Here is a 12,148-nt window from a genome sequence, read left to right as displayed (position 1 = left end):
GTTCCTTCTGAAATCGCGAGCCTTCCCGGCAGAGAGCAGTCCGGCACCGTCCCCGCTGCGGCCCCCTCGCCGCTCTCCATCACCATGGGCGATGCCGCCGGCATCGGACCGGAGATCATCGCCAAGGCGTTTACCGCAGGCTGCGGGCCCTCCGTCGTCTATGGCAGCGCGCGCGTGATGGCCGACGTCGTGGCCCGCCTCGGCCTGACGCTGCAGGTTCATAAGGTTGCCGGGCCGGAGGAGGCTCACTTTCGCGCCGGCGTCATCGATGTCGTCGACGCCTGCGATATTCGCGAGCCGCCGCCCCTCGGCCGGATCAGCCCAGCCTGCGGCAAGGCAGCCTTCGATGCGCTGCTGACGGCCATTGACGCCGCCAAGGCGGGCACGGTCAAAGGCATCGTCACGGCTCCGATCAACAAGGAGGCGATGGCGGCCGCGGGCCTGTCCTACCCAGGCCACACCGAGATCCTCGCCGCCCATGGCGGAGCCACGCGGGTGGCGATGATGCTGGCCAATGATGAAATCCGGACAGTTCTCGTCACCATTCACACCGCATTGCGCCTAGCGATCGAACAGGCCGATTTCGCGGCCCAGATGGCAGCGATCCGCTTTGCGCGTGAAGGCGGGCGGGCGCTCGGCATCCCGGTGCCGCGCATCGCCGTTGCCGGCCTCAACCCGCACGCCGGTGAAGGCGGCCTGTTCGGCACCGAGGAAATCGAGATCATCGCGCCGGCCATCGCAGCGGCGCGCCGCGAGGGTATCGACGCCAGCGGTCCCTGGCCCGGCGACACCGTGTTTCTTCAGGCCCGGCAAGGCCGGTTCGACGTCGTGGTCGCCCAATATCACGACCAGGGCCTCATTCCGATCAAATATCTCGGGCTGGACAGGGGCGTGAACATCACGCTCGGCTTGCCTTTCATCCGCACCAGCCCCGATCATGGCACGGCGTTCGATATCGCCGGACAGGGCATTGCGGATCCCGCGAGCCTGATGACCGCCATTGCCTATGCCCGGCGCCTCATCGAGGCCAAAGCCGATACTGAACGAGGGCAAGTGTGTTTTCCTCAAATTGAACTTTAATATAACTCTTTGTTTTGGCGCGTTTTCTTAATCGAAAAGTCTATCAACTTTTCTTGAAAACACTACGAGAGGGTCTCCTGATGGGTCTTCGCTTCATCTTCATGCTCACCCGCAACGACCAGACGGTCGAAGATGCCGCCACGCAGCTTCAAACGGCGCTGAAGCTCGGGATCCGCCATATCGGCTTCAAGGATATCGGCCTGCCGATCGAGCGGCTCAAGGATCTCAGCCGGGCGATCCGGCTGGGAGGCGCGACCTCCTATCTCGAAGTGGTCTCGCTCGATCGCGACAGTGAACTGGCCTCCGCCCGGGCAGCCCTCGAGATCGGCGTCGATATCCTGCTTGGCGGCACGCATGTCGAGGAGGTGTCGGCGATCATCAGGGGCACGTCCATCCGCTATTGCCCCTTCCCCGGCCGCATCAGCGGCCATCCCAGCGTGCTCGAAGGCAGCATCGAGGAAATCGTCGCCAGTGCCCGCAAGCTCGCGGCCCATGAAGGCGTGCACGGCCTCGATCTGCTTGCCTATCGTTCGAAGGAAGACGTGCCTGCGCTGATGAAGGCCGTATGCGCCGCGGTTTCCAAGCCCATCTACATGGCCGGATCCATCGAGACGCCCAGGCAGATCGCGGCGGTGAAGGAGGCGGGCGGCATGGGCTTCACCATCGGAACCGCCGCGCTCGACGGCCGCTACCCGGCCGACGGCAAGGATGTGGCAAGCCAGCTTGCCGCCATCATGCGGGACGTGGCCGAGATCAACAACCATTTGTCCCCCTATCACAAGCAGAGCCTGGCATCCGCCTTCGGCGCCTTTGCGGGCACCGCTTCACCCAGGATTGCCGGGCGGATCAACGACATCGAGGTCAAGCTCGCCAAAGTCGAGGCCGAATCCGGCTGGCATTTCAACGCCAGGGAGGACGCCTTCCTGCTGGTGCACAAGGGCCGCCTGCTCATGCGCTTCCGAGACCGCGATGAAGTCGTCGAGGAAGGCGATTTCATCATCGTGCCGCACGGGGTCGAACATTGCCCGGAAGCGCTGACCGCAGAATGCCAGATCGTGCTGATCGAGCCGCCACGCAACCGGGCCTGAAGCCGTGCCCGACCGCGACGTTCAATCCCCGCTCCCCTCCGCCGGCCGTCCCCTCGCCTCCACGATCGCGGATTGCAGGGTGAACAGGCGATACAAGGTCAGCGCCGCCTTGTAGGGATCGCCGTCGCAATCGCGGATGATGCCGTCCAGGGCCGCCGCTTCCTCGGCCGTCGCCGGCACGACCTCGTCCGCGAAGAGTATTTTCGGATCGATCGCCATCCTTGCCTCCCATCCTTCGAATCCGCCGGAAATTAACCGGGAAGCTCGGCGATGGCCAGGAATTTGTTCTTGAATTGTTCTTATTCCAAGGTCCACGGCCACCCTGGCTCGAAAGCGAGGGAGGCAGGCGCCGATACGGCTCTCGCTCCACTCGGGAACAGCGGCACGCGGCAGAGCGGCAGCCCGATCAAGCTGTGGCCTCCCTTGTGTCCCGACCCATTAAAGAGCTCGGCCGACCCGGTCCAGACCTTGCAAGGCTTCGCCCGCTCGTGCTCTGCATCCTTGTGGAAAGATCGTCATTGCCTCGGCGGTCGGCACCGATAATGAAGACGAAACGGGACAAGGGATGAGCGAAACCACTCTCTCGATCACGCTTTGCGGCATCGACCTTGCGCTGATCTATCCTGAAGATCTGGACGAAGCGATCTGGCCCTATTTCTGGCATGTCGCCGGTGATAGCCAACCGGGACCTCCATCTGCGACGTTGCGCCTGTACCGCCAGGATTCGAGCCGGTTCGAGCTCTATCGTGACGGCACCCTGGTCTGGAGAGAGCTGTTCTGGCCGGATGCCCTGCATCCCCTGCTCGACGAGATCGGCCGCGTGGTGGCGACGGCCTCCATCCGGCCGGTTCTGCGCGCTGCAGCGGTGGCTTATGACGGCAAGGTCGTGCTGATTGCCGGGCCTCCCGGCTGCGGTAAGACCAGTCTTGCCGCCTGGCTGGTCGAAAAAGGCTTCCAGTTCCTCGCCGACGATCTCGTCTGCCTCGGGGACGCGGAGACATCTGTCAGGCCGGGCGCGCTCGCCCTCGCGCCCCATGCGCAGGTGTCGGCCCGCATCCTGTCCTCTCCGGCCCTTATCGATGCCTACGCCTCGCTCACCCAGGCAGGCGCCGTGATCAAGCCAGAGGCCCTGGCCGGGGACCACGCGGCCGAATGGCCCTGCGCCCTCGTCCTGGTGCCGCAGCGCCATGAGGGCGCCGAACCCGACCTGCAGACGGTTTCCTTAGACAGGCGGCGCTTCTTTCTCGAACTCTCCCAGCATCCGGACCAGCGGATGTCGGCCGCGATCGAGGCCAAGCTCACCGACTTCGCCCGGCAGATCCCGGTCGTCAAAGCGCGCTTCGGCCAGCCTGGCGACTGGCTCGACAGCTTCCTGCGCCGCAGGTTCGATGCCGACCTGCCGGTAGCGAACACGGCCCGTCAGCACAGGATCGAGGCGCGCCAGCAACTGGACACCGCAGCGGCAGTGACGGTACGCCCGGCCGGCGACTGGTTCTTCTCCCAACCGGCCATCGCCAGACCGCGCAAGCGCCTGAGCATCGGCATGGCGACGTTCGACGATTATGACGGGGTCTATTTCACGCTGCAGGCCCTGCGGCTCTATCATCCCGAGATCGCCGACGACCTCGAATTCCTGGTGGTCGACAACAATCCGAACGGGATCTGCGGCGATGCCCTTCGCCGTCTTGCCAAGGGGTCAGGCGGGTTTCGCTACATTCCGGTGGCGGAGAGCATTGGCACCGCCGTGCGTGATTTCGTGATGCAGGAAGCCGCCGGCGAGCATGTCGTCTGCCTGGACTGCCACGTCCTGCTGGTGCAGGGGGCATTGGCCAGGCTCCTGCGCTATTTCGAGGAGCATCCCGGCAGCAACGACCTGTTGCAGGGGCCGCTCGTCAGCGACGACCTCGTCACCCTTTCCACCCATTGGACGGGGGAATGGTCCGGCGGCATGTATGGCACCTGGGCGCTCGACCCCGCAGGCAGGGATCCCGAGGCGCCGCCCTTTGACGTTCCGATGCAAGGCCTGGGCCTCTATGCCTGCCGCCGCGCAGCCTGGCCGGGTTACAACAAGCTTTTCCGCGGTTTTGGCGGCGAGGAAGGCTATATCCACGAGAAATTCCGCCAAGCGGGCGGGCGCACCTTGTGCCTGCCCTTTCTGCGCTGGATCCATCGCTTCGACCGCCCCATGGGCGCACCCTATACGATCAGTTGGCACGACCGCATCCGCAACTACATGATCGGCTTCGACGAGCTTGGCTTGCCGATGGACGGGATGCTGGCTCATTTCCGCGAGCATGTCGGCCCGAGCGCCGAGCCGATCATCCGGACCTGTTGGGAGGAAGTGGAACGGCTGCGCCTCGCGCAGCCGGGCTAACGACGTAGAGTTGGTTTCAATACCGCGCTTTCAGTGCCTGCCGATATCACCCCTCGGAGCCCTGGGCGATCGGCGGCTGGAAGGCCAGGCCCATGTCCCACGGGAAATAGATCCAGGTATCCTGGCTCACCTCGGTGACAAAGGTATCGACCAGCGGGCGGCCGAGCGGCTTGGCATAGACGGTGGCGAAATGCGCCTTAGGCAGGCGGTCGCGCACCACCTTGGCGGTCGAGCCGGTGTCGACGAGATCATCGACCACCAGGATGCCTTCGCCGCCATTGGCGGCCAGCTTCTCGTCGACATCCTTGAGTACCTGCAGGCCGCTCTGGGTCTTGTAGTCGTGATAGCTGGCAATGCAGACGGTCTCGATCAGGCGGATGCCAAGCTCGCGCGAAATGATCGCTGCCGGAACGAGGCCGCCTCGCGTGATACAGACGATCGCATTGAAGGGGCCGCTGCCGGACAATCGCCAGGCAAGCGCACGCGCATCGCGGTGGAACTGATCCCAGGATACGGGGAAGGCCTTGTCCGGCTTGGGCGAGTTCATGATCCGGTCCCTAGCAGAAATTCACCAGCTTCATCCACGGGTGGATGAAGCTGGTGAATTTTGCAAATGTTAAAAGTCCAGCAGACTATGGCTCATGGGATCAAGGATCCCACGAGCCATAGTCTGCTGGTTCGCGGGTCGCTCTTCATAGCGGCGAAATCGAACGGATCAAGCCCCGAATTAGCCCTTCCACGCCATTTTGCGACCGATGAAGGCGCCCCGTCCTCAGCGTTTGATGGTGGCGACCATCGCCTCGATGTCGGCCTTGGCAGCGGCGACCTTGGCCGCGTCCTTGCCCCGGATCACCAGCTGGGTCTGAAAGCCGGCCGGGCCGAAGGAGGGATAGGAGCCGATCGAGACCTCGGGATGGGCCTGCGCGATCGCCGCGAGTGGCTCGGCGACCGCGCCCTCGCCGATCCCCGGCCCCGGCGAAACGCTGTCCGATAGCGTGACGGCTCCCGTGCGCATCTTCAAAATCGCATTGTCGAGCATGCGCTGCATGATGTTGGGCACGCCCGCCATCACGATGACATTGCCCAGCATGAAGCCCGGCGCAGCGGAGACCGGATTGTCGACGAGTTCGGCCCCAGCGGGAATGCGCGCCATGCGCAGGCGGGCCGGTGTCAGGTTCACGGCGCCGCCATAATGCCGGGTCATCACTTCGACGGCGCGCTGGTCGATCTCGATGCCGACGTCGAAGGCCTTGGCGACGGAATCGGCTGTGATATCATCATGTGTCGGCCCGATGCCGCCCGTCGACAGCACATAGTCATAGCGCGCGCGCAGGGCGTTGACGGCCTCGACGATGCGGTCCTCCTCGTCGGGAACGACACGCACCTCTTTCACGTCCACGCCGGCTCCGGTGAGGAATTCGGAGATGTAGCCGATATTCTTGTCCTTGGTCCGGCCCGACAAAATCTCATCACCGACGACGAGGATGGCGGCCGTCACGGATACCGGAGCGACTTGCTCGGGATTTGCAGAGAGCGTTTCCATAGGGCATTTCCGAATGATGTCGCTGTCGAGTGTCGGCGGAAGGTGGCCGACCGTCACTCGATGACAATACGCGGCTGAAGGCGTTGATCAACACCTTCCCCCGACAGACCAGCCCAAACCTGCGCCGCGATGCGGCGATAGATGCCGGCTTCCAGGCTGTCCGGCAAAGTGGCGGTCACCGGTCTGCCGGCATCCGAGCGCTCGCGCACTTCCATGGACAAAGGCAATTCGCCGAGGAAGGGCACGCCGAGTTTCTCGGCCTCACGCCGCGCTCCGCCATGACCGAAGAGATGGCTGACATGGCCGCAATTGGGGCAGGAGAAGGTGGACATGTTCTCGATGATGCCGAGGATCGGGACATTCACCTTCTGGAACATGCCGACGCCGCGACGGGCGTCTATCAGGGCCAGATCCTGGGGCGTCGAGACGATCACAGCGCCAGCCAGCGGCGTGTTCTGCGCCATGGTGAGCTGCGCATCGCCGGTGCCCGGCGGCATGTCGACCACCATGACGTCGAGTTCGCCCCAGAGGACATCACGCAGAAGCGTCGTGAGCGCCGACTGCACCATAGCGCCGCGCCAGATCATCGCGGTCTCCTGATCGACCAGGAAGCCGATCGACATCGCCTTCACGCCATAGGCCTCGAGCGGAATGATCTTCTTGTCGGCATTCTGTTCGGGCCTGTCGGTCAAGCCGAGGAGTTTTGGAACCGACGGTCCAAATATATCGGCATCGAGCAACCCGACGCTCAGCCCCTGCGCGGCCAGGGCGATGGCCAGATTGCAGGCGGTCGTCGACTTGCCGACACCGCCCTTGCCGGAAGCGACGGCAATGACGCGCTTCACGCCGGGCAGAACCGGGGCCCGCTGCTGCGGCGCATTGTGGGCCGCGGCCTGCGCCCGCGGGCCAGGCGGCTCCTGGCGTGCGGCACCGGCCGGCCGTTCGGCCGTCAGCCCGACCAGCACATTGGTGACGCCCGGTAGGCCGCGTACCGCATTTTCCGCCGCCGCTCGCACCGGCTCCATCGCCCGCGCCTCGGTCGCATCGATGGCGATGGCAAACATCACTTTCGAGCCGTCGACGCGGATTTCAGTCAGCCGGCCGGTCGAGGGCAGCGATTGGCCGCTTGCCGGCAGCTTGACGAGTTCGAGGGCGCGAATGACATCGGCTGGCGTCAGGGACAAGGAAGGATCCTCACGAAGCAAGGGAAGGTGGCGGCATAGCCGCCCCGGAAGATTCCCTCAAAATTGGGGAGCACGGCCGCGGCATTCAACCACCGCCGGCCTTGGATCGCAGAATAATAGGGCGCGCCGGCACGATTCTCCTATCGGACAGATTGCAGCAAGGGCACGAACGCAAGCCCCGTCACGAATGTGGCAGGCAGCAAGCTTTATAGGAGCGCCTATAAACCAAAAGCACCTTGACCACGACACGAGGCAGCGAGACATTAAAGCCTGTCATATCCGTTCAGGGTCGGGGGACGCTCGGGCAGCGCCATGCAAGCTTTGCCAGCTGGCGCATGCATTCCAGGAGTGACCGGCGATGCCTGTCATCGACCTCGATGTCATCCGCAATGCTGAAATCCATGACAAGCCCTACCGCCACATCATCGGCGAGGGTTTTCTCCGGAAAGACAAGATCTCGTCGCTGCGGCAGGATTTTCCAACCATCGACAAACCCGGCTTTCTGACCGTCGCCGACCTGGCGCTGCGGGGCAGCTTCCGGGATCTGGTCGAGGAACTCGCAAGCAGCGCGATGGCCAGGTCCCTATCCGACAAGCTCGGCCTCGATCTCGATCCCCTGCCCCGGCTGACGACGATCCGCCGGCTCTCGCAGCTGAAGGATGGCCGCATTCACACCGACAGCGAAAGCAAGCTCGCCACGTTCCTCGTCTACATGAACGACGACTGGGATGACGATGGTGGTTGCCTGCGCGTGCTGAACGGGCCTGATGACTTCGACGACATGACGGCGGAAATATCACCCGTCATGGGCTCATGCTTCGGTTTTCGCCGGGCCGCCAATTCCTGGCACGGCCACAAGCCTTTCGCCGGCGAGCGGCGCGTTGTCCAGATTACCTGGCTGAAGGATGCCAGCGAACTCGAGCGCAAGAAGAAGCGCAACAGCGCGGCGCAGTTCTTCAAAGGCATATTCGGACGTTGACAACAGCCTGCCCTGGCGGACTGCTACGCCCCAAGGGCAGATTCACGCCAAATATCAGCTGGCGCTGCGGCTGATCAGGACCAGTGTGAAGAGCATCATGGCCACTGCGGAAGCCGCCGTCCTGACACTGTTCCAGAACGTCCAATCCACCAAAAAGCGCTGCCAAAGTTCACTTGCCTGCGCCGTCTCGGGCAGAGCCGCAGCCAGCGCGTCGTTAAGCGGTACGTTCAAGGCCATGGTCACACCGACGCAGCCGACGAGATAGACCAGGCTGGCGGCGAGCAGCAGCTTGCCGCTCCACTCCCCCAGCCAGAACCAGGAGCCCAGGGCAAGACCGAGGCAAAGCACGGCCGTGCCCATGAAGGCCAGCATGAAGCCGGGATTGATCACGGTGACATTGATCGCCTGCATCGCCGCGATGCCGCTCGCCGGGGCCACGCGCCCGAGGGCCGGCATGACGAAATTGGAGAAGGCAAAGAAAATGCCCGCCACCAGACCGCTGCCGACCGCAGCCATGAAGGTGGTGACGTAAAGGGTGCGCTCAAGCATGGTTTCCTCCCCAGATGCCGGTGGCCGCGGTGCGGGCGACGTAGTCGGCAAAGCGGCGCGGCGGGCGGCTTAGTGCGCGCTCGACCCCATCGGCAATCGGTTCGTTGCGGCCATCGAGCACGGTAGCGAACAGATAGGTGACGAGTTCGATGACCTCAGGCGGCAGGCCCTGCTCGACCAGGCCGGCCCTGTAAGCCTGCTGGGACACCGGCACATAATCGATGCGGCGTCCGGCTGCCTCGGCGATCGCTGCAACGGCCTGCTCGAAGGTCAGGGCTTCGGAACCGGTGATCTCGTAGAGCTGGCGAGAATGCCTGGCATCGGCGAAGGCCGCTACGGCGATTTCAGCGATGTCGTCGGCATCCACGAAGGGCTCGGGCGCAAGCGTATCGGGCAAGACAACCTCCCCGGCCTGGATGGCATCGAGGAAGAAACTCTCGCTGAAATTCTGGAAGAACCAGCTGCAACGCAGGATCGTCCAATCCAGATCCGTGGCCTGCAGTGCCTCTTCCGCTTCCTGGGCTTCCGGCTCGCCCCGCCCGGACAGCAGCACGATCTTGCCGACGCCGGCGGCTTTGGCCTCGGCGAAGAACCGGCTCACCGCCGCCACCGCGCCGGGCAAGGCTAGGTCCGGCTGGTAGGCGACATAGACCGCGGCGATACCGTCAAGGGCGGCGGCCCAGCCTTCCGGCCTTTCCCAATCGAAAGCCGGCTGCGCCTTGCGCGAGCCGAGGCGCACGGACCGCCCCGCCTTTTCCAAGCCGTCGATGACTCGGCGACCCGTCTTGCCCGTGCCGCCCAACACCAGAACCGTACCTCTGGACCAATGTTCATTTGCCATTTCGACCTCCCGCTGATAAACATGAGTAATTCTCATATTTTAGAATGTGATAAATCCTCACATTTTTATTGTCAAGCCATGCCCGCAAAAAGATCTCTGACCGGCTCTCTCGACCAACCGACCACCGCACCGCTTCCCCGACGCGCGCCGGTCCAGCAGCGCAGCCGCGAGCGCATGGACAGGATTCTGGCGGTGGCGACGGCGATGATCGGGGCACGCGGCAGCGACCAGTTGAAGATGGGCGAGGTTGCCGAGCAGGCCGGCATCTCCATCGGCTCGCTCTACCAATACTTCCCCGACAAGAGCGCCATCATCCGCAGCCTCGCCGAGCGCTGCAGCGCCGAGAGCCGCCGCTGCATCGAGGATGCCCTGACACAAGTGCAATCGGTGGCGGAGCTGGAAACGGCCTATGGCTCGCTGATCGACATCTACTACGACATTTACCGGGCCGAGCCGGTGATGCGCGACATCTGGTCGGGCACGCAGGCCGACAAACAGCTCGCGGCCCTGGAACTCGCCGAAAGCCGCATCTGCGGCGGCATGCTGGCCGACGCCATGGCCAGAGCCCATGGCGCACCGGATGGTGCGAGCTATGCCGCCACGGCTTTCCTGATCTGGCAGCTCGGCGAGGCGACGATGCGCCTGGCAGTCTCGGTGGACGAAGAAGAAGGCGCTGCCCTCGTCGCCGCCTTCCGCCGGATGACACTGCGCGAGATCCTCACGCCGCTGCGGGAATAAGTCCCGGTTCCGGGCAGATCACAAGGCAGCCATGCGGTATTCAGAATTTTCTTTCCTGCCCGCATCCCCAGATGGCATAAGAATCGCACACGTTTAATCAGGTAGTTTCATGAGCTTCATCGACGCAGAACTGTCTCCCCAGCGCAAGAACGGCCAGATCAAGATCCATGGCCCGGAGGCCTTTGCCGGCATGCGCGCGGCGGGCAGGCTTGCGGCGCAGGGGCTGGACCTGATGGTGGACGCGGTGAAGCCCGGCGTCACCACTAATCAGCTCGACCGGATGCTGTTCGAATTCGCGATGGACAATAAGGCCTATCCGGCCACCTTGTTCTATCGCGGCTATCGCAAGTCGAGCTGTATTTCGCTCAACCATGTGGTCTGCCACGGCATTCCAGACGACAAGCCGCTGCAGGATGGCGTCATCCTCAACATCGACTACACCGTGGTGCTCGATGGCTGGCATGGTGACTCCAGCCGCATGTATACAGCCGGCGACATCGCCCGCCGCGCCGAGCGGCTGATGGAGGTCACCTATGAAGCGATGATGCGCGGCATCAACGTCATCAAGCCGGGCGCGACAACCGGCGATATCGGCTACGCCATCCAGAGCTATGCCGAAGCCGAGCGCTGCTCGGTGGTGCGCGATTTCTGCGGCCACGGTCTCGGCCGCCTGTTCCACGACGAGCCCAACATCCTCCACTACGGCCGGCGCGGCGAAGGCGTGGTGCTCAAGCCCGGCATGTTCTTCACGGTGGAGCCGATGATCAATCTCGGCCGCCCGGATGTGAAGGTGCTCAATGACGGCTGGACCGCGGTGACGCGTGACCGCTCGCTCTCGGCCCAGTTCGAGCACAGCATCGGCGTCACCGAGACCGGCGTCGAGATCTTCACTCTCTCCCCCGGTGAGTTGAATCAGCCGCCCTACGCCAAGGCTGCCTGAATGAAAGGGCTGCCTGAATGAAGAAGGGGCGCTCGCCATTGTCGGACGCCCCGCTTCCCGGCTTGGGCGAGGCAGCCCTGTTCCCCTCAGCCAGCGAACCGGGGGAGCCGCATTATCATGGCCATCGCGAGAGGCTGCGGCAGCGCTTCGCCGAGGCCGAGGGCCGGTTGCCCGACTATGAACTGCTCGAACTCATACTGTTCCGCTCGATTCCGCGCCGGGACGTCAAACCGCTCGCCAAGGCGCTGATCACCCGCTTCGGCTCGCTGGCGGAGGTCCTGGGTGCGCCGATCGCCCGGCTCAAGGAGGTCGATGGCGTCAGCGACGGCGTAGCCGGCGATCTCAAGATCGTCGAGGCGGCCGGCCATCGCCTCGCCAGAGGCGGCATCGCCAAACGGCCGGTGCTGTCGACCTCGGCAGCGCTCATCGATTATTGCCGCAGCACCATGGCCTTCGCCGAGCGCGAAATCTTCCGCATCCTCTTCCTCGACACCAAGAACGGCCTGATCGCCGACGAAGTCCAGCAACGAGGCACGGTCAATCACACGCCCGTATACCCACGCGAGGTGGTGAAGCGGGCGCTGGAACTCTCGGCCACAGCGCTGATCCTCGTGCACAACCATCCCTCCGGCGATCCCTCGCCCTCCTCGGCCGACGTGTCGATGACGCGCACCATCGCCGATGTCGCCGGGCCCCTCGGCATCGTGGTGCATGACCACATCATCATCGGCCGTGATGGCCATGTCAGCCTGAAGGCGCAGCGCCTGTTCTGAGCGCAGCTCTCATTGGGGGCATTGACCGCGGCTGAAGGCGCCTCTTTCCGGAAACGCCA

At 64.0% G+C, this 12,148-nt stretch carries 13 protein-coding genes; 7 read left to right on the top strand and 6 right to left on the bottom strand.

Annotated elements, in window-relative coordinates; genetic code table 11:
• The first annotated feature begins 84 nt into the window (after positions 1-84).
• Together pdxA and ACZYTC_RS06770 are read left to right on the top strand one after the other, a co-directional pair.
• Positions 85-1,080 carry a 4-hydroxythreonine-4-phosphate dehydrogenase PdxA gene (gene pdxA, locus ACZYTC_RS06775; RefSeq protein ID WP_488989984.1) on the top strand — a complete coding sequence of 332 codons (996 nt, stop codon included), beginning with the start codon at positions 85-87 and terminating at the stop codon, positions 1,078-1,080.
• 80 nt (positions 1,081-1,160) lie between these two features.
• Positions 1,161-2,168, top strand: a complete 1,008-nt coding sequence (locus tag ACZYTC_RS06770) for a cupin domain-containing protein (RefSeq protein WP_488989164.1) — start codon at positions 1,161-1,163, stop codon at positions 2,166-2,168.
• Positions 2,169-2,189: 21 nt separating this feature from the next.
• Here the strand turns inward: ACZYTC_RS06770 and ACZYTC_RS06765 are convergent, their stop codons facing one another.
• Complete coding sequence (locus ACZYTC_RS06765) at positions 2,190-2,387, bottom strand: hypothetical protein (RefSeq protein ID WP_434956807.1); 198 nt, start codon at positions 2,385-2,387, stop codon at positions 2,190-2,192.
• Positions 2,388-2,733: 346 nt separating this feature from the next.
• Between ACZYTC_RS06765 and ACZYTC_RS06760 the strand changes: the two genes are divergently transcribed.
• Positions 2,734-4,542, top strand: a complete 1,809-nt coding sequence (locus ACZYTC_RS06760; RefSeq protein ID WP_488989163.1) for a glycosyltransferase — start codon at positions 2,734-2,736, stop codon at positions 4,540-4,542.
• Between the two features lie 46 nt (positions 4,543-4,588).
• Here the strand turns inward: ACZYTC_RS06760 and gpt are convergent, their stop codons facing one another.
• The 3 genes from gpt to ACZYTC_RS06745 form a co-directional block, all read right to left on the bottom strand.
• Entirely contained in the window at positions 4,589-5,089 is a 501-nt protein-coding gene (gene gpt / locus ACZYTC_RS06755) for a xanthine phosphoribosyltransferase (RefSeq protein ID WP_434956809.1), read from the bottom strand.
• A 225-nt stretch (positions 5,090-5,314) separates the two neighbouring features.
• Positions 5,315-6,085, bottom strand: coding sequence for a competence/damage-inducible protein A (locus ACZYTC_RS06750; protein ID WP_434956810.1), 771 nt, complete (start codon positions 6,083-6,085; stop codon positions 5,315-5,317).
• A gap of 53 nt (positions 6,086-6,138) precedes the next feature.
• A complete protein-coding gene (locus ACZYTC_RS06745) occupies positions 6,139-7,269 on the bottom strand; it encodes an Mrp/NBP35 family ATP-binding protein (RefSeq protein WP_488989162.1) in 1,131 nt (376 codons plus the stop codon).
• A gap of 358 nt (positions 7,270-7,627) precedes the next feature.
• Between ACZYTC_RS06745 and ACZYTC_RS06740 the strand changes: the two genes are divergently transcribed.
• On the top strand, positions 7,628-8,248 hold the full coding sequence (locus ACZYTC_RS06740; protein ID WP_488989161.1) for a 2OG-Fe(II) oxygenase family protein: 621 nt from the start codon (positions 7,628-7,630) through the stop codon (positions 8,246-8,248).
• A gap of 54 nt (positions 8,249-8,302) precedes the next feature.
• Here the strand turns inward: ACZYTC_RS06740 and ACZYTC_RS06735 are convergent, their stop codons facing one another.
• Both ACZYTC_RS06735 and ACZYTC_RS06730 read right to left on the bottom strand, forming a co-directional pair.
• Complete coding sequence (locus ACZYTC_RS06735) at positions 8,303-8,797, bottom strand: anthrone oxygenase family protein (protein ID WP_488989160.1); 495 nt, start codon at positions 8,795-8,797, stop codon at positions 8,303-8,305.
• Positions 8,790-9,638 carry an NAD(P)H-binding protein gene (locus ACZYTC_RS06730; protein ID WP_434956814.1) on the bottom strand — a complete coding sequence of 283 codons (849 nt, stop codon included), beginning with the start codon at positions 9,636-9,638 and terminating at the stop codon, positions 8,790-8,792. The genes ACZYTC_RS06735 and ACZYTC_RS06730 overlap by 8 nt, the downstream gene beginning before the upstream one ends.
• A 174-nt stretch (positions 9,639-9,812) precedes the next feature.
• On the opposite strand from ACZYTC_RS06730, the gene ACZYTC_RS06725 reads away from it, so the two are divergent.
• The 3 genes from ACZYTC_RS06725 to radC all read left to right on the top strand — a co-directional run bounded on the left by ACZYTC_RS06725 (position 9,813) and on the right by radC (position 12,089).
• Positions 9,813-10,376, top strand: a complete 564-nt coding sequence (locus tag ACZYTC_RS06725) for a TetR/AcrR family transcriptional regulator (protein WP_434956815.1) — start codon at positions 9,813-9,815, stop codon at positions 10,374-10,376.
• A gap of 109 nt (positions 10,377-10,485) precedes the next feature.
• Positions 10,486-11,316, top strand: coding sequence for a type I methionyl aminopeptidase (gene map / locus ACZYTC_RS06720; RefSeq protein ID WP_434956816.1), 831 nt, complete (start codon positions 10,486-10,488; stop codon positions 11,314-11,316).
• A 17-nt stretch (positions 11,317-11,333) separates the two neighbouring features.
• Positions 11,334-12,089, top strand: a complete 756-nt coding sequence (gene radC / locus ACZYTC_RS06715) for a RadC family protein (protein ID WP_434956817.1) — start codon at positions 11,334-11,336, stop codon at positions 12,087-12,089.
• Positions 12,090-12,148 lie beyond the last annotated feature (59 nt).

The sequence above is a fragment of the Labrys sp. F242 genome, from assembly GCF_057813875.1.
The sequence above is the reverse complement of the archived record's forward strand: the minus strand, read 5'-3'. Positions and strand labels throughout refer to the sequence as shown.